Here is a 17109-nt window from a genome sequence, read left to right on the forward strand (position 1 = left end):
TGGAGCCGATCTGTACGTGCTTGCGGATGGACAGCGCTATACCTTCAACAATGTGCGGAAGCTGGTGGCACATGCACGGCAAACCCCTGTACTGGACGGTTCTGGCCTGAAGAATACCCTGGAGCGACATGCAACAGCTCAGCTGGACGCTGAGCTGAACTGGCAGACCCAGCGGGTTCTGATGGTCAGCGCGGTGGACCGTTTCGGGATGGCCGAGGCGTTGGCTGTAGCGGGCGCAGATGTGGTGTACGGTGACCTGATTTTCGGACTCAATCTGGACTTTCCAATTCGCAGTTTGGATGCCCTGCGCCGCGCAGCCCGGCTGTTGTTACCTCCCTTGACCACTTTGCCGCAGGATTGGTTTTATCCGACGGGGGATAAGCAAAACGAGAGTGTGCAGGGGAAGGGGACCCGTTACTATGCCTGGGCCGATGTCATTGCTGGGGACACGCACTTTGCCAAGCGGTATGCGCCGCATGACTTGAGCGGCAAAACGGTCCTGACCCAGACCATTACCGAAGCGGACCGCGACTGGATGAAGGACCGTGGCGTGGCTCGACTGATTACCACGACCCCGCGCATAGGATCGCGCAACTTTGCGACCAACGTGCTGGAAGCGTTTTTCGTAACACTGAGCGGCAAACGCGAAGCCCTAACCCCAGAGGAATACCTACACTACATTGAGCAAGTAGGGTTTCGGCCAGAGATCAATCAACTGAACTGATCAGCTCGCTCATTTGTCTGGTCGCTCGCCGCAATTCCTCTGCGTCATAGGCAGCAAAGCCTAGCAGCAGACCTGGTGGGGCAGGCTCACGGCGGCTTCCCCAGGTGTACTCCTGCACAGCGCTGAGGTCTAGGCCCACCCGCTGTGCCAGGGGAAGCAGGGCACGCTCCTGAGGCCAGTGGGCAGTCAGATGAAGGCCCCGGCCCGTGGACAGCAACTGGCCGCCTAATGCTTGGACTTCGGCAGCCAGCAGGTCGTGCCGCGCCGCATAAATACGCCGGGTCCGTCCCAGGTGCCGAGCGAAGTGTCCCTCAGCCATAAAGCGGGCCAGAGTGGCGCTGTCTCGCCATGACGATCCCCGGTCTAGAGCCTGTTTGACTGCGCTGAAACTGCCGATCAGTTCGGGAGGCACCACCAAGAAGCCCAGGCGCAGTCCCGAAAAGAGAAAGGCGGAAAATGTACCCATATGAATGACCCGGCGGCTGGAGGCCTGCAAGGGGGTGAGCGGCGGTCCAGCGTAGCGGTACTCGGAGTCGTAATCGTCTTCCAGAATCCAGCTGCCCCGCGTCTCGGCCCATCGGACCAGTTCCAGACGCCGCGCCGGGCTAAGGGTAGCCCCTATAGGAAACTGGTGCGCTGGTGCCACACAGACCAAGCGGGCCTGCGCTTGTCGCCACAGTGTGTCCGTGTCCAGGCCGCCTTCGTCTACCCTGAGGCTGAGGGGGCGTATGCCTGCAGCCAGCAGTGCCGAGCGTGTACCAGGGTAGCCGGGATTTTCCAGGGCAGCGGCCTCGCCGTGGTCCAGCAGGGTTCGGGCGGCCAGATCCAGCGCTTGCTGTGTGCCAGTGGTGATGATGATCTGCTCCGGCGTGCAGGCCAAGCCCCGCTCACGCTGCAAGTAGGCGGTCACCTGTTCACGCAGCGGCGGCCAACCAGCCGCGCTGGCACCCAAGCCCGGCTGCCAGTCGGTCTGGGCTTCCAGCCGCGCCCAGGTGCGCCAGGGAAACAGCCGGGGATCGGCCCGTGAGTGGCGCAGGGGGCGGATCGGGCCAGCAGACCCTCTGGGCTGTTCCAGGCTGGCCAGCAGCCGCGCCCGCTGTGAGGCCTGCCCCAGCGGCTGCTGTGTGCCAGGCAACGCCCGCACGTAGGTTCCGGCTCCGACCCGGCCTTCCAAGTAGCCCTCGGCGCTGAGGGTTTCAAAGACCTCGGTCACTGTTCCACGCGACAACCCCAGCTCGGCAGCCAGTTGACGGGTGGGGGGGAGGCGTTCGCCTGCCGGGAGCTGACCCGTAGTGATCAAGGCACGTAACCCAGCAGCCAACTGCCGGGTGAGTGGGGTGTCCGAGGTACGGTCTAAATTCAGCTGGGTCAGGACGCGCCACATTGGTCTACTCTAATACGCCCCAATTGGAACTGTTGCTGGACCAATCGGCCCGGCATGATGGGTGCCATGACCAACCAGAGTGAAGGACAGGGCGTTCAGAAAGTACAGCGTGGATTTGCCGAGATGTTCAAAGGCGGCGTGATCATGGATGTGGTGACGGCAGACCAGGCCCGGATTGCCGAGGAAGCCGGTGCGACTGCTGTCATGGCGCTGGAACGTGTGCCAGCCGACATCCGTAAAGACGGCGGCGTGGCCCGCATGAGCGACCCTAAGATGATCAAGGAGATTATCGGTGCTGTCAGCATCCCCGTGATGGCTAAGGTGCGCATCGGACATCTGGTGGAGGCGCAGATTTTGCAGGCCATCGGCGTGGACTTTATCGACGAATCCGAAGTGCTGACCCCCGCCGACGACCAGTACCACATCGATAAGCACGCCTTCAAGGTGCCGTTCGTGTGCGGCGCCAAGAACCTCGGCGAAGCGCTGCGCCGTGTGGGCGAAGGTGCCGCCATGATCCGCACCAAGGGTGAAGCTGGCACCGGGAACATCATTGAAGCCGTGCGCCATGCCCGCACCGTACTGGGCGAGATCCGCCAGATTCAGGCCCGCCCGCTGGAGGAGCTGATGACGGTGGCCCGCGACCTGAGTGCTCCCTATGACCTGGTGCGCTATGTGCATGAGCACGGCAAGCTGCCAGTGGTGAACTTTGCAGCGGGTGGCGTGGCGACACCTGCTGACGCCGCTCTGATGATGCAACTGGGCCTGGACGGCGTGTTCGTAGGCAGCGGTATCTTCAAGAGCGACAACCCCGAGCGCCGTGCCAAGGCCATTGTGCAGGCCGTGACGCACTATCAGAACGCCGAACTGCTGGCTGAGATCAGCGAAGATCTGGGCGCCCCCATGACCGGCATCAACATTGACGAACTGCTCCCCGAAGAGCGCCTGGCCGCTCGCGGTTGGTAAGCCGCTTGACGCTGACTGGTACGCCCTCGGCTGATCTGCACCCTGGGACTGACGGGGCACCACAGATCGGTGTCCTGGCACTGCAGGGAGCCTTCCGTGAGCACGCACAGGCTCTGGGGCGGCTAGGGGCCGAGGTGCGCGAAGTTCGCTTGCCTGCCGACCTGGCAGATCTAAGCGGCGTGGTGATGCCTGGTGGCGAAAGTACCACCATGCGCCGCCTGCTGGCGGCCACGGGTCTAGGAGCAGCGCTGCATGACTTCCATGCGGCGGGTGGGGCACTGTGGGGAACCTGCGCCGGGGCCATTTTGCTGGCACGGCAGGTCACTGGGGACTCGAATGTGCCGGGTCTGCCTCCCACTTTGCGGCTGATGGACATCGCTGTGCAGCGCAACGCTTACGGACGCCAGGTAGATTCTTTTACCGCGCCGCTGGATGTGGTTGGGCTGGACGCGCCGTTCGAGGCCTTCTTTATCCGCGCCCCGGTGATGAGTGGAGTAGGTGGCACCACCGAGGTCTTGGCCGAGTATGACGGGCTGCCAGTGCTGGTGCGTCAGGGCCGCTTGATGGCCAGCACCTTTCACCCAGAGCTGAGTGGGGATGACCGCTTACATGGTCTTTTTCTGGAACTGATCGCGCAGAAGTAGGCTTAGACCTATAACCAAAGAAACAAGGCGGAGTGCTTTAACGGGCACTCCGCCTTGTTGATAGGGTAGGACTGTCAGCCAGCGGTGTGCATGGCCGCGTAGTCAGTCGGCTCAAAGCCCTGGCGCTGCAAGGCCTGAGCCACTGCTTGGCGCAGCTCGTCCAGTCGCTGACGCTTAAAGGCGCTGATGACCACTGTCTGGGCACCAGCCTGGGTCAGCCGCTCTTGTAGGCGGGCCAGTTCGGCGGGGCGGGCCTGATCGGCCTTGTTCAGCGCCACTACCGTGGGAATATCGCTCAGGTCCAGCTCGTCCAGAATGCGGGTCACGGCCTCAAAGTGCAGCTCGCTGGCGTCGCTGCTGGCATCCAGCACATGCACCAGCACATCCGAGTCACCGATTTCTTCTAGGGTGGCGCGGAAGGCCCGTGTCAGGTCCTGGGGCAAGTCACGGATAAAGCCCACCGTGTCGGTCAGCACGACCTGTCCTACAGCGTCCAGATAGCCCTGACGGCTGGTTGGGCGCAGCGTGGCAAACAGCTTGTTGGCGGCGAGCACGCGGCGGGGTTCCTCGGCGGCGTGGGTCAGAGCGTTCAACAGGGTGGATTTTCCGGCGTTGGTGTAACCCACGATGCCCACGACGGGCACCGAGTTACGCTCGCGGCTCTTGCGGCGTTCCTCGCGGCGCACGGCCACTTCACGCAGCTGGGCTTCCAGGAAAGCAATGCGGTCGTTGATACGCCGGCGGTCCAGCTCCAACTTGGTTTCACCGGGGCCGCGGGTGCCGATCGCACCGCTGGCCGCACTACCGCCCGATGCCCCGATACGCGACAGCTGCGCGCCTGCGCCCAGCAAACGGGGTTTCATATAACGCAGCTGTGCCAGCTCCACTTGCAAGCGGCTTTCCTGGCCCTGCGCGTGCTGCGCGAAAATATCCAGGATCAGCTGGCTGCGGTCAATGACCTTGAGGCCAGTAGAGGCCTCGATCTCGCGGGCCTGGGCTGCACCCAGCTCCTGCCCGAAAATTAGCAGGTCGGCGTCCAGGTGATAGGCACGGCTGGTCAGTTCTTCCAGCTTACCGGCACCGACTAGCGTTCCGGCCTTAAGGTGACGGCGGTACACCAGCTCGCGGTACACCACCTCGGCTCCGGCAGTGCGGGCCAGTTCGCCCAGCTCCTCCAGCCGCTCCTCGGCATCTACCTCACCGGTATCGATCTGCACCAAGATGGCCTGCTCACGGTCTTTACTGGCTTCGCGGGTGCGGCTGGCGCGGGCGATTTCCTCTTCCAGCGCCGAAACCTGGGCTGCCAGGTCAAATTCGTCGATGTCAAAGCTGGGGACCGGCGGTAGGATACGCCAGTCCTCTTCCTCCACGGTACTGCCGGGAGGGGTCAGGTGGGCGGTGTGGACCTGTCCTGGGCGCCCGTCCTGCACCTCAATGGCACTGACAGCGTCTAGGCGCTTCATGAACAGCGTAGAAAGGTCGCCCTTGCTCAGCTCACCGCCGCGTGGGTGGGTGTGCAGCAGGTGATAGCCCGACAGGCGGTTCTCACCCTGACGGGTATCGGGCAGCTCAGCGGCTTTGGCGTCGGCCACACTGACGCTCATGACGCGGCCCCGGCGGTCAATCAGCACGCTGACTTCGCGGCGCACGTCAGCGGACAGTTCGGCCAGATTGCGGGCCAGTTCAGGTGATCCGACGCGTCCCGGCTCAATCCGGCGGCGGTAGAGGTTCTCTAGCGATTTGAGCTGCGCTTTTTTCAGACCCGAAGTGTTTCCGTGTACTTTGGTAATGGTTGTTGCCTCTTTCTCAGTTTCTCTATGCGAAGGGCCTCAGTTTGCGCCACGGCAAACTACAGCAAGCAGAAAAAATAAGTCCATTGACACACCTGTCCTTATTATTGCGCCACTGATCTGACAGAAGGTGAGCAGGGATTGTCTATGTCTGTATGTGACCCACAGAGCACAAAAAAAGCCGCCCGAAGGCAGCTTTCTGGCAGTCACACTGGGCCAACATTTGGCGGAGAGGGTGGGATTCGAACCCACGGTACGGCAGAACCGTACAACGGTTTTCGAGACCGACCCATTCAACCACTCTGGCACCTCCCCCCGCATGGGGCAGACCCAGTGCAAATGCGTCAGCGAGTATAGCAAGTCGCACAGCTGTTGGCAAAAGGAAGTGACATGCTGGGTCAGGTCACCGCCGATAAATCAAAAATCCCCACCCACAGGTGAGGACTTCGTGGTGGGTTGTGTAGGGCTCGAACCTACGACCCGCTGATTAAAAGTCAGCTGCTCTGCCAACTGAGCTAACAACCCGCGCATGTCTTTGCGGCCAGGCGCCTGAAACAGCGAAAACAAAGATAACATGAGATGCCTGAAGGTATGTGATTCAGAGTACAAGTTACGGCCTGTGGCCTGCGGCTCAGCTGCCACGCAGCGACAGAGCAGCCTCCGCTTCAGCGGCTTCGTTCCAGGGAATAGTTTCGGTATCCCGCTCCAGGGTGTCCTCTGGCCCTTTGCCGGCCAGCAGCACAGTATCGCCGGGCTTGGCACGGCTGATGGCCGCCCGGATGGCCTCCCGGCGGTCCCCGATGGACTGGAAGTTGCCCTGTCCTGCTTCGCGGGCACCGCGTTCCATTTCACGCAGAATATCCTCCAGGGGGGTTTCGCGGTAGTCCTCTTCGGTGAAGATGGCCTGGTCGGCGCAGCGGGTCGCGACTTCGCCCAAAGGTGCTCGCTTGAGCGGATCGCGGTTGCCACCTGCCGAGCCGATGACCACCCACAGCTGACCTTCAGTGGTGGTGCGTAGGGTGTCCAGGGCTTTTTCCAGCGCAGGCGGCGTGTGCGCAAAGTCCACGATCACACGGGGTTGGGTCGGTCCAGCGGGCACCAACTGCATCCGCCCCGGCACACCGCCAAAGGACGCCAGGCCAGCCTGGAGTTGCTCCACTGTGACGCCCAGATGCGCGGCAGCCGCCATTGCGCCCAGTGCATTGGCCACATTGAATCCGCCGATCATGGGCAGGTCTACTTTGAACTGGCCGAGGGGCGAAGTCACCCTAAAGCCCAGGCCGCGCCCAGTCTGCTGCACTGCACTGGCCTGCCAGTCAGCGGGCTGACCTTCGGCAGAGTAGGTGACTTCCTGAGGAGCCACGCCGCGTAAGTGCTGGGTCCAGGGATCGTCGGCGTTCAGGACGGCAAAAGGTGCCGCTTCGATCAGACGGCGCTTTTCGGCGAAGTAACCCTCTACGCTGCCGTGAAAGTCCAGGTGTTCACGGGTGAGTTGCGTCCAGATGGCCGCGTCCCAGGCCACACCGCGTACCCGGTGCAGGGCCAGGGCGTGGCTGCTGGCTTCTAGAACCGCCGCCTGGGCGCCTTGCTGCAGCATTTCACGCAGAATGTCTTGGACCTGCGGTGCCTCGGGAGTGGTCAAGTGCGCGGGGAACTGCTGCAACTCGCCGCCCGGCAGTTCGTAGCCTGCCGTGCTCAGGAGGCCAGTGGGGAAGCCTGCCGCCCGCAGCAGATGCCGGGTGAGCCAGGCCGTGGTGGTCTTGCCGTCGGTACCGGTGACGCCGACCACTTTCAGTTCCTGACTGGGATGGGCGTGCAGGGCAGTGGCCAGATCCGCCAGAGCGGCGCGGGCATCTGACACTTGCAGATACGGCAGGGGGGAAGGGAGGCTGCCCGTCGGCCAGCCCTCGCCCACTATCGCCACTGCGCCGCGCTCAGCTGCTTGGGCTGCAAAGCTGTGCCCGTCTGCCCGTGCGCCCCGGATCGCCACAAAGATGCTGCCCGGTTGCACCCAGGCGGCATTATGGGTCACGGCGGCGACTTCTGGGTTGCGTTCAGGGGCAGGCAGGTTCAGGGCGGCGGCCAGATCGGCAAGCTTCATGGCAGGCAGTTTAGAACAGTTGCCGTTGTGTCAGCTTGACCGTGGGTGGGTATGGATTGCTGGAAAACCAGAACACAGCCCACCTCACGCTGCTTGGAGACGAGGCGGGCTGCGTTCTGGCTATCCGGGGATTATTCTTCGTCTTCGTCGAAGTCGCTGTCTTCGTCCATACCCTCAAAGTGGGCGTGGCCGTGTTCCAGTTCTTCGGGAGTGGCGTCACGCACCGAGCGCACTGTCACTTCAAAGTCCAGGGTTTCACCGGCCAGCATGTGGTTGTAGTCCACTTCCACCTTGTCATCGCTGAGGCCCAACACCGTGAAAGGCACCAACTCACCGTTGTCGGTTTCGCCGAAGTAAGTGGCACCCACTTCTACATCGTCATCAAAGTCGGCCAGATCCAGCTGATCGGTATTGTCCTCGTCGTAGACTCCGTAGCCTTCTTCGGGGGACACCGTCACCTTGAGCTGTTCACCCGCGCCCTTGCCTTCCAGCGCTTGTTCGAGGCCCGGAATGATGTTGCCGTGACCGTGGAGATAGGTCAAAGGCTCGCCGTCGTCACTGCGGTCGACGATCTCGCCCTCGACGCGCAGAATGTAATCGATTTCAGCCACTTTGTCTTTGGCAATTTGCATAGGTGCTCCTCGTGGCCCCCGCTGGGCGGAGACGCTGGAATGAAGTTCGGAAACCGGTCAGCTGGGCCAGTTTGCCCAGGTGTCTTAGTCTAACGGGCCACTGCCGGGTCTGTAGCTTGTGACAGGGTTAGCCTATGGTCATGAAACCTTTTGCTCAGTTCATTTCGCTGGCTGAGGCGCAGTCCGCCGTGCAGCAAGTCTTGCCAGTGCCGGAGCGCGAGTGGGTGGCCCCTGAACAGGCCTACGGTCGCCGCCTGGCAGAGAGTCTGGCAGCCCGCACCGCGCACCCCAGCGCTACCGAAAGTGCCCTGGACGGCATTGCAGCGCGGTTGGAGGACACCCGGATGGCCAGTGAGCAGTCGCCTGTGACCCTGCGAGGGGTGGGCGAGAGCCGGGCCGGAGAGGCCTACAGCGGCGAGGTGGGACCGGGTGAGTGCGTCCGCATCTACACGGGTGCGCCCTTGCCCAGCGGGGCAGACGCGATTTGCCCGGTGGAGCGGCTGGAGTTCGGCGCAGAGGGAGAGGTGCGGCTGCTGGCCCCGGCCCGGCGGGAGGATGTCCGGCCCCTGGGTGACGACTTTGTGGCGGGCGATGAGCTGCTGCCAGCGGGTGTGAGACTGACCCCGGCGCGGGTGGCCTTGGCGGTGGCGGGTGGGCACGCTGCGCTCCCGGTGCGGCGCCGCTGGCGGGTGGTCCTGCTGAGCACCGGCGACGAAGTCAGGGCACCGGGCACTCCACTGAACCCCGGCGAAGTCTATGATTCCAACCGTTACGGTCTGCGCGGACTGCTGCATGAATGTGGCGCGGAAGTCCTGGATCTGGGCCACGCGCCCGACAGCGTGAATGACTTGGCTGCTCGGCTGGACGCCGCAGGCGGCGCGGACCTGCTGCTGACCAGCGGTGGCGTCAGCATGGGGCGTTACGACTTCATGCGTGATCTGCTGATGGAACGCGGCGAGGTGACGTTCTGGAAAGTTCGTCTCAAGCCGGGCGGCCCGACCTTGCTGGGCCGCTGGAACGGTCTGAGCGTGTTGGGACTGCCAGGCAATCCGGTGAGCAGCTTGGTGGTCTTTGAGCTGCTGGTGCGCCCTGCCCTGACCGGTGAGGAACTGCGGACCGTGCGGCTGCGGGCGGCAGCTCCCTTTGCCGCTGCGGGCGACAAAGTGGCCTTCTGGCGCGGCGAGCTGCGTGGCGGCGAGGTCGCGCCCTATCCCAAACAGAGCAGCGGCGTGCTGCGCTCACTCAGCGATGCCCGTGTACTGGTCCGTGTGGACCCAGGCCAGCAAGTGCAGGCCGGCGATGAACTGGACGTCTTGCTGCTGGACTAGAGCGCAGGATAAACAACGGGGTGAGCAGCGTTCCTGTTTTCATCGTTTGAAAAACCAAATTTGCAGTGATGCAGTTCGTTTCGCTAGGCTGCGGCATGACCGATGCCCGTGACCCGAATTCTGCCGCACAGCCGCAAGGCCACCTCGGCCAGCTGGACGACCTGCGCGAACAGGTAGATCAGATCAACCTGCAGTTGCTGGACCTGCTTTCGCGGCGTGGCGAGTTGGTGGCTGAGATTGGTCGCCTGAAGTCCAGCGAGGGGGGAACCAAGTTCTACGACCCCAAGCGCGAAGAAGATCAGCTGCGGCTGGTGCGTCAGGCCAACCGTGGTCCCTTCACGGACGCCGCCATCAGCGCCATGTTCAAGGAGATTTTCAAGGCCAGCCTGGACCTGGAAGAAACCCGGGAACAACGTAAACTGTTGGTCAGCCGCAAGCAAAAGAGTGAAGATACTGTCCTGACCATCGGGGATGTGCGCATTGGGGGCAGTGAGGCGCCGGTGCTGATCGCCGGTCCCTGCGCCATCGAATCCGAGGGGCAAATGGACCAGACGGCGGCGCTGGTCAAAGAGCTGGGTGGAGGAATCCTGCGTGGCGGGGCCTACAAGCCGCGCACCAGTCCTTACGGTTTTCAGGGCATGGGGGTGGACGGCCTGCAGCTGGGCCGGAAAGTGGCGGACCGCCACGGAATGCAGTTCATGACGGAAGTGATGGACACCCGCGACGTGGAGGTGGTGGCGCAGTACGCCGACATCCTGCAGATCGGAGCGCGCAACATGCACAACTTCAGTCTGCTGCGTGAGGTGGGCGCGGTCCGCCGGCCGGTGCTGCTCAAGCGCGGCCTGAGCGCCACCATGGAAGAGTGGCTCTACGCCGCCGAGTACATCCTGTCAGGCGGGAACGAGAACGTAATTATGTGCGAGCGTGGCATTCGCACCTTTGAGAAGTGGACCCGCAACACCCTGGACCTGAGTGCGGTGGCCCTGATCAAACAGGAAAGCCACTTGCCGGTGGTGGTGGACGTCACCCACGCCGCTGGACGCCGCGATCTGCTGCTGCCGCTGGCCCGCGCTGCGCTGGCGGTCGGGGCCGATGGGATTCACGTCGAAGTGCACCCTCAGCCCGCCACCGCCATGAGTGACAACGAGCAGCAGCTGGACTTTGAAGGCTTCCGGCAGTTCGTAGCTGGACTGAACCTGATCTCCAAACAGCGCTGAGACGTTAAGGGGCCGCCGCTCCAGCTTCAGGATCGCTCACGGGCTGGGCTTCAGTGGGGCCCGCGCTGGGCGTTGGCGCCTCCTGCTCAGGTGGGTCCGCCAGCGGGAAAGTGTGTAACTCCAGAAATTCGCCTTTTTCCTCCTGGGTGAGACTTAGGGCCGAGACCCGGAAGCGCTCAAGCGGTGGCGCCTGGGCCTCGATCTGTTCCCAGAGGTCGTCTTCGGCCCAGGGCAGCACGCCCAGCGCCAGCGTCAAGTGTGGTGCGTACGATTCGCCGTCATAAGGGCTGCGGGTTGAGGGCCCTACGCTCAGCGCCATGAGGTGCAGATACAGCATCCGGGCACTGGCCTCGCACTCCAGAAAAATGACGCCCTTATACCGTTTGAATCCCTTGACCCTGACCTCAAAGGAACTGGCTCCGTCCAAAACGTCGCGGAAGCGCTCAATCAGTTCGGCCTTAGGCAGATTGGTCTGAAAGGGAGCACGCAGGTTGATGTGCGGCACACCGAAGCTGCTGACGCCCAGTTCGTCTTGCCGTCGGCGCACCCAGCCGTCCAGCTTGGGCGGCGGCCAGGCCACCAGGCTATAAGACCCACCCGTCACGCCTGGGCGATGAGGCAGCTCGGTCGTTTCGTCGGTTGCAGGGACAGGGGTGTGGGAGAGGTCAGTCATGCGCCGGTAGGTGAGGTTCAGAACCTGAGCAAAGGAGGGACGGGAACATCTAGCGCTCCAGCTTGGGGTCGGTGGTCGGCTGGCCGCGCCCTATCTTATAGCGGCAGTGGCTGTGCCCCGCCGCCGCCCGTGCTTCACACTGCACGGACGTTTGCAGCACGCCTTCGATCAGTCGCAGCTCCGCCGTGCAGAGTTCACCGAACTGCGCAGCCACCGCCAGATGAGGGCAATTGCGGTGAATCAGGTAGAGCTGCCCACCCTGCTCCTCGATGACCGAATCGTAACCAGCGGCGGCAAAGCGTTCCTGCAGATGTTCCAGTCGCTCGGTGAGGGTGTCGCCTTCCAGGCTGCCCGCCAGTTCCTGCTGGTCCGCCTGGGCGCGGGCCATCATGACCCGTTCTACTGCGCCGTCTCCAAACTCGGCCTGAACGTGGTGCAAGATATCCAGGCACAGATTGGGGTAGCGCTTGGGAAACTGGCCTTCGCCGCGCTCGGTCAGGAAATAGACCTGCTGCGGGCGGCCCCGGCCCAGCGGTTTCTCGGTGCGCGAAGCGATCAGGCCTTGCTCGGTCAGGCGCAGCAGGTGGCGGCGAATCCCTTGCTCGGTCAGGTCCAGTTCCCGGCTCAGGGCCGCCGTGCAGAGGTTGCCCTGACGTTTGAGCAGGATCAGGATGCGGTCACTGGTCCGTGACGCACTGCCGTTGGCGGCAGGGGAGAGGGCAGCTTGAGACACGCTCAGACCACCGGCAGGGGATCCAGCACCCCAAAGTCGCTCATGGTCACCACACTGATGCGGCCAGCTACGTTGCGGCTCAGTTCGCGCAGGGTCTGAGCGGCCACCGACTGCGGGTGGGCAATCACGGCAGGTACACCGGCATCGGCATCCTGGCGCACTTCGGGGTCCAGCGGGATTTCGCCCAGCACATCCAGCCCCAGCCCACGTGCGCCGCCGCGCCCGAACAGGTCGTAGGTGTGCCCGGTATCAGGAGCCACGAAGTAGCTCATATTCTCGGCCACGCCCAGGACCGGCACACTGGCCTTGTGGAACATGTCCACCGCGCGGGTGGCGTCAATCAGGGCCACGTCCTGCGGCGTGGTCACGATCAGAGCGCCCGTCACCTTGACCGACTGGGTGATGGAGAGCTGCACATCGCCGGTCCCTGGTGGCAGGTCAATAATCAGGTAGTCCAGGTTTCCCCAATCGGCATCTTTCAGAAACTGCCCAATAGCACTGTGCAGCATTGGGCCGCGCCAGACCAGCGCCTGACCCGCTTTGGTCAGGTTGGCCATGGAGATAAAGCGGATGCCGTGCGCCTCAATGGGCATCATGTGGCGCTGCTCGTTGGCGGTGATGCGTGCGCCAGCCTGGCCCAGCATGTGCGCCACACTGGGACCATACACGTCGGCGTCCAGCAGGCCTACCCGGGCACCGTCCAGCGCCAGCGACACCGCCACGTTGACGGCCACGTTGCTTTTGCCTACGCCACCCTTACCGCTGCCCACCAGAATCACGTGCTTAACGCCTGGCAGTGGGAGTTGCTGGGTCGTCCTCACCTGCGCCCCGAATGTGACCTGCACGTCCTGAATGCCATCTACGGCCATGACGGCGCGGCGTACATCGTTCTCGATGGTGCCTTTCAGCGGGCAAGCGGGGGTGGTCAGGTTGACCTTGATCGCCGCCACGCCAGCTTCGACCCTGACACTCTCGATCATGCCCAGGCTCACCAGGTCCTGATGCAGCTCCGGATCGTTGACGGTCGACAGGGCGGCCATGACTGCGTCTTGCATAACCTCCTCTTTAGCGCACCTTTAACCGCCAGGGCAAGGAGTCGGCTCACAGTGCCTTTTTTGAAGCAGTCATGGCCTGGGGACCTGCCGGCAGGCAAAAGCCCCCGCAGCGGTGAGGCTCCGGGGGCTTGCGGGACAATTGGGCTCAGTGGGTCAGGGGTTGAGCGTCAGTCCCCTGATCCAGCGTAAGAGTCGCGGTACTTGGGAATCCGCCCACTTTTGAGGTCGGCCTCGTACTCGGCCAGTTCGCGCTTGACCACCGGGGCCAGCAGGTACAGACCGATCAGGTTGGGGATGCTCATGAAGAACAGCAGCGAGTCGCTAAGGTCAATCACGGCCCCCAGGCTCATGGTGGCGCCCAGCACGGTAGCCAGCAGGAAAACCACCTGGAAGACGCGCTCGGCAACTGGGGATTCCCCGAACAGGTAGCCCACGGCCTTTTGACCGTAGTAGGCGTACCCCAGAATCGTCGAAATAGCGAACAGTACCACCGAGATGGTCAGGATCCAGCCGAACCACTCGAAGCCGCCCTGCGTGAAGGCCGCCGAGGTCATCTGCACGCCCTCGTAGCCCTGATTCCATACGCCAGTGATGATCAGCGTCAGGGCCGTCATGGTGCAGATCACCACAGTGTCGATAAACGGTTCCAGCAGGGCAACGTAGCCCTCGGTGATAGGACGGCTGGTTTTTACGGCACTGTGGGCCACCGCTGCCGAGCCGATGCCAGCCTCGTTGGAGAAGGTGGCGCGGCGAATTCCCTGAATCATCACGCCGATGATGCCGCCGGTGATGCCTTCGGGCGAAAAGGCCCCGTCAATAATCGCGCCGAATGCTGCGGGAATCTGGGTAAAGTTGCTGCCCAGGATAAACAGGCAAGCCGCCACGTATATCGCCGCCATAAAGGGCACCAGGCGTGAGGTGACAGCAGCGATCTGGGTGATGCCGCCGATAATTACGGCCCCCACGAGGGCCGCGATGACCATGCCGAAGGCCCAGCCGTACCCGGCCAGCGGGCTGGCGTCGCCGCCGGTGGCTCCGACGATTTGCGAGAAGGCCTGGTTGCTCTGGAACATGTTGCCGCCGCCCAGTGAGCCGCCGATTAATCCGACGGCGAACATCACCGCCAGCGCACTGCCCAGGCCCACCATACCGCGCTCGGCCAGACCCCTTTTGAGGTAGTACATCGGCCCGCCCGAGACGGTGCCGTCGGGACGCTCGGTGCGGTACTTGACGCCCAGGGTACATTCGGTGAACTTGGTCGCCATGCCCAGCAGCCCCGCCAGGATCATCCAGAACGTCGCGCCAGGCCCACCTAACCCGATTGCGACCGCGACCCCGGCGATGTTGCCCAGGCCCACTGTCGAGCTGACAGCGGTGGTCAGCGCCTGAAAGTGGGTGATCTGCCCGGGGCTGTCCTCAAAGGTGGACGAGTAGCGCCCGCGTACCAGATCAATCCCGTGCTTGAACCCACGGAAGTTGATAAAGCCGAGGTACAACGTGAAAAAGATGGCGGCGGTCAGCAGCCACACCACGATGAGAGGCAAGGAGGTGCCGGCCACCGGCACCGAGTAGAAAATGACGCTGGCAATCGCGTTGCTGATCGGCGAGAGGACATTGTTGATCTGCTCGTCAATGCCGATTGGCCCACCAGCAGTCGCTGCGGCCGAAGCCTGCCCGGCCAGGGCCAGTCCAGCGAGGGGGAGTGTCAGATGCCCGGCCAGTCCTGGTGGCCATGGAAAACCGGCATGCGGTGAATTATTCAATTTCTTTTGCATAGTTAAACCTTACCCTATGCAGCCGAAATTGTGAACCGTAAATAAGTACAGAGGTTAAGGAAATGAGAGAAAAAAATCTATTCTCAGGAACTACTTTTCTGCGGCTGCGGCAGACTTTGGGCAAGGTGATTAGTATCTGAATGGATAGTTTGGATGTATAAGACAGAGGTTCTACACCCTCTCCGTATGTTTATGCTGGATGCGTTACATCTGAACAGCAGAGGGTAAAGAAGAACCACGGCCTGTGGTGGCTAGGGGCGCGGCGAGCTTGAAGGGCCCGAAAGAAGGCCAGGAAGAGCCGTGAGCAACTGCTCGGCACTCAGGGTCAGTTCGGTCGAGTCTTCTTCGCGGTGGGCAAAGCGGATTTTGCCATCTGCGCCGATCACAAAAGTCGCGCGGTAGGTCTGTCCGCGTTCAGGGCAGTCGGCGCCGTACAGTTGTGCGGCACTCAGGGTCATGTCCGATAGCAGCGGTACCTGCAAGCCCAGCTCACGGCTCCAGGCCCGGTGGGTGTAGACCGAATCGCGGCTGACACAGAGTACGTCAGCTCCCAGATCATCAAAGTCAGCGGCCAGACGACTGAAGGCCGGGACATGGTTGCTGCAAGTCGGGCTGAAGTCCAGGGGGTAAAAGACCAGTACGGTGGCCCGGCCTGCGGCAGCGTAGCTGCTGAGGGTGACGGGTTGCCAGTTGCCGGTCGGGAAGACGGCGTTCAGCGTGAAATCAGGGGCGCTTTGATGAAGTAGCGGTTGGGGGAAATCGCTCATGAACAATATTCAAGCATGCCTATTCTTTGTTCTTGGTTCAATTTGATACAGGGGCGCAGGGCAGCCGTGTGAGGGCGTGATGTCTTGCTGTGCAGGTGGCTGACCCATGCCTGTCAGGCTTCGCCTAAGCTGAGGCTGTGGCGCTTCTGGAACTGTTGATGGTGTTTTTGCGGCTGGGTCTGACCAGTTTCGGGGGGCCAGTGGCACACCTGGGGTACTTCCAGCATGAGTTTGTGCAGCGCCGCCGCTGGCTGACTGAGGCCCAGTTTGCCGATCTGGTGGCGCTGGCCCAGTTTCTGCCGGGGCCATCCAGCTCTCAGGTGAACCTGAGCATCGGCTACCTGCGGGCCGGGTTGCCGGGAGCGTTGCTGGCCTGGGCCGGGTTCACGTTGCCCAGCGTGTTCTTGTTGTGGGGCTTTGCACTGTGGCTGGGGGCCTGGCCGCAGACTGAATCCGGCTGGCTCAGTGGGCTGAAAGTGGCCGCGGTGGCGGTGGTCGCGCACGCTGTAGCAGGCATGTGGCGCAGCCTGGTGACCACGCCTTTGCAGCAAGCTCTGGCACTGGGCAGTGCGGCTACCTTGCTGGTGTGGGGCATCCTGGGCGGCAGTCCCTGGGCGCAGGTGGTGGTGCTCCTGGCCTGTGGTCTGGTGGGCTGGCGCTGGCTGGATGCGCCTCCCGTTACGGCCGCGCCGCTCGGTGGTGGTCCTTCCCGGCGCACCGGAACCCTCTTGCTGCTGCTGGCCGCCGGATTATTGCTGACCCTTCCGCTGTTGGCAGGGTGGGGGGCTGGCTGGGAGCTGCTGGACTTGACCTACCGGGCGGGGGCATTGGTGTTTGGTGGGGGTCATGTGGTGCTGCCACTGCTCCAGTCCGAAATGGTCCCCGGCTGGGTCACCCACACGGACTTTCTGGCTGGCTACGGTGCAGCCAATGCCGTCCCAGGGCCGCTCTTCACCTTTGCCAGCTATCTTGGGGCAGTGCAACGTCACCTTCCGGCCTGGAGTGGCCTGCTCATCGCCACACTGGGGATCTTTCTGCCGGGTGCCCTGCTGATCCTGGGAGCGTTGCCTCACTGGAGCGCCTTGGCGCGGCAGACCTGGGCCCGCCGTGCTCTGCTGGGGCTGAATGCAGGTGTGGTGGGTCTGCTGCTGGCCGCGCTCTACGATCCAGTCTTTGTAGAAGGGGTGCGCGGTCCAGGTCATCTGGCGTTGGCCCTGCTGACCTACGCGGCACTGAGCGTGGCCCGCCTGCCAGCCTGGGCCGCAGTGTTGGCCTGTGCAGCGCTGGGCTGGGCGTTCGTGTAGACATAGACCAAAAAAATTT

15 protein-coding genes and 2 tRNA genes (1 of these 17 running past the window's edge) are annotated in these 17109 nt (G+C 62.9%); 6 read left to right on the plus strand and 11 right to left on the minus strand.

Annotated elements, in window-relative coordinates; all coding sequences use genetic code 11:
- Positions 1–724, plus strand: the 3' portion of a protein-coding gene (locus LMT64_RS10550) for a quinate 5-dehydrogenase (RefSeq protein WP_170166006.1). The gene continues 233 nt to the left of window position 1, outside the view; the window shows 724 of its 957 coding nt (coding positions 234–957); its start codon lies off the left edge, out of view; it ends in the stop codon at positions 722–724.
- On the opposite strand, the gene pdxR is transcribed toward LMT64_RS10550, so the two are convergent.
- Positions 708–2108, minus strand: a complete 1401-nt coding sequence (pdxR, locus tag LMT64_RS10555) for a MocR-like pyridoxine biosynthesis transcription factor PdxR (protein ID WP_229253222.1) — start codon at positions 2106–2108, stop codon at positions 708–710. The genes LMT64_RS10550 and pdxR overlap by 17 nt on opposite strands.
- A 66-nt stretch (positions 2109–2174) precedes the next feature.
- Here pdxR and pdxS point away from each other — a divergent pair, with 66 nt between their 5' ends.
- A complete protein-coding gene (gene pdxS / locus LMT64_RS10560) occupies positions 2175–3071 on the plus strand; it encodes a pyridoxal 5'-phosphate synthase lyase subunit PdxS (protein ID WP_211334190.1) in 897 nt (298 codons plus the stop codon).
- An 11-nt stretch (positions 3072–3082) separates the two neighbouring features.
- Complete coding sequence (gene pdxT, locus LMT64_RS10565) at positions 3083–3715, plus strand: pyridoxal 5'-phosphate synthase glutaminase subunit PdxT (protein ID WP_229253459.1); 633 nt, start codon at positions 3083–3085, stop codon at positions 3713–3715.
- A gap of 74 nt (positions 3716–3789) precedes the next feature.
- On the opposite strand, the gene hflX is transcribed toward pdxT, so the two are convergent.
- From hflX to LMT64_RS10590, 5 genes are all read right to left on the minus strand, one after another.
- Complete coding sequence (gene hflX, locus LMT64_RS10570; protein WP_229253223.1) at positions 3790–5364, minus strand: GTPase HflX; 1575 nt, start codon at positions 5362–5364, stop codon at positions 3790–3792.
- Between the two features lie 365 nt (positions 5365–5729).
- Positions 5730–5820 (minus strand) — tRNA-Ser (locus LMT64_RS10575).
- Between the two features lie 134 nt (positions 5821–5954).
- A tRNA-Lys gene (locus LMT64_RS10580) sits at positions 5955–6030 on the minus strand.
- Positions 6031–6136: 106 nt separating this feature from the next.
- The gene (locus LMT64_RS10585) at positions 6137–7606 is read right to left on the minus strand and encodes a UDP-N-acetylmuramoyl-L-alanyl-D-glutamate--2,6-diaminopimelate ligase (protein ID WP_126352351.1); all 1470 of its coding nucleotides are present in this window, start codon (positions 7604–7606) and stop codon (positions 6137–6139) included.
- 131 nt (positions 7607–7737) lie between these two features.
- Positions 7738–8238: an FKBP-type peptidyl-prolyl cis-trans isomerase gene (locus tag LMT64_RS10590; RefSeq protein ID WP_126352350.1), complete on the minus strand. Its 501-nt coding sequence runs from the start codon at positions 8236–8238 to the stop codon at positions 7738–7740.
- Positions 8239–8372: 134 nt separating this feature from the next.
- On the opposite strand from LMT64_RS10590, the gene LMT64_RS10595 reads away from it, so the two are divergent.
- Positions 8373–9566, plus strand: a complete 1194-nt coding sequence (locus LMT64_RS10595) for a molybdopterin molybdotransferase MoeA (RefSeq protein ID WP_126352349.1) — start codon at positions 8373–8375, stop codon at positions 9564–9566.
- Positions 9567–9661: 95 nt separating this feature from the next.
- Positions 9662–10783, plus strand: coding sequence for a bifunctional 3-deoxy-7-phosphoheptulonate synthase/chorismate mutase (locus LMT64_RS10600; protein ID WP_126352348.1), 1122 nt, complete (start codon positions 9662–9664; stop codon positions 10781–10783).
- A gap of 4 nt (positions 10784–10787) precedes the next feature.
- Here the strand turns inward: LMT64_RS10600 and LMT64_RS10605 are convergent, their stop codons facing one another.
- The 5 genes from LMT64_RS10605 to LMT64_RS10625 form a co-directional block, all read right to left on the minus strand.
- Entirely contained in the window at positions 10788–11456 is a 669-nt protein-coding gene (locus tag LMT64_RS10605; RefSeq protein ID WP_126352347.1) for a 2'-5' RNA ligase family protein, read from the minus strand.
- 49 nt (positions 11457–11505) lie between these two features.
- On the minus strand, positions 11506–12189 hold the full coding sequence (locus LMT64_RS10610; protein ID WP_170166005.1) for a helix-turn-helix transcriptional regulator: 684 nt from the start codon (positions 12187–12189) through the stop codon (positions 11506–11508).
- 2 nt (positions 12190–12191) lie between these two features.
- Complete coding sequence (locus LMT64_RS10615) at positions 12192–13244, minus strand: Mrp/NBP35 family ATP-binding protein (protein WP_126352345.1); 1053 nt, start codon at positions 13242–13244, stop codon at positions 12192–12194.
- A 167-nt stretch (positions 13245–13411) separates the two neighbouring features.
- Positions 13412–15019, minus strand: a complete 1608-nt coding sequence (locus LMT64_RS10620; protein ID WP_126352344.1) for an alanine/glycine:cation symporter family protein — start codon at positions 15017–15019, stop codon at positions 13412–13414.
- Between the two features lie 251 nt (positions 15020–15270).
- The gene (locus LMT64_RS10625; protein WP_229253225.1) at positions 15271–15786 is read right to left on the minus strand and encodes a redoxin domain-containing protein; all 516 of its coding nucleotides are present in this window, start codon (positions 15784–15786) and stop codon (positions 15271–15273) included.
- A 137-nt stretch (positions 15787–15923) separates the two neighbouring features.
- Between LMT64_RS10625 and chrA the strand changes: the two genes are divergently transcribed.
- The gene (chrA, locus tag LMT64_RS10630) at positions 15924–17090 is read left to right on the plus strand and encodes a chromate efflux transporter (protein ID WP_229253226.1); all 1167 of its coding nucleotides are present in this window, start codon (positions 15924–15926) and stop codon (positions 17088–17090) included.
- The last annotated feature ends 19 nt before the right edge of the window (positions 17091–17109 follow it).

The organism is Deinococcus radiophilus (assembly GCF_020889625.1).
Classification (GTDB): Bacteria; Deinococcota; Deinococci; order Deinococcales; family Deinococcaceae; genus Deinococcus; species Deinococcus radiophilus.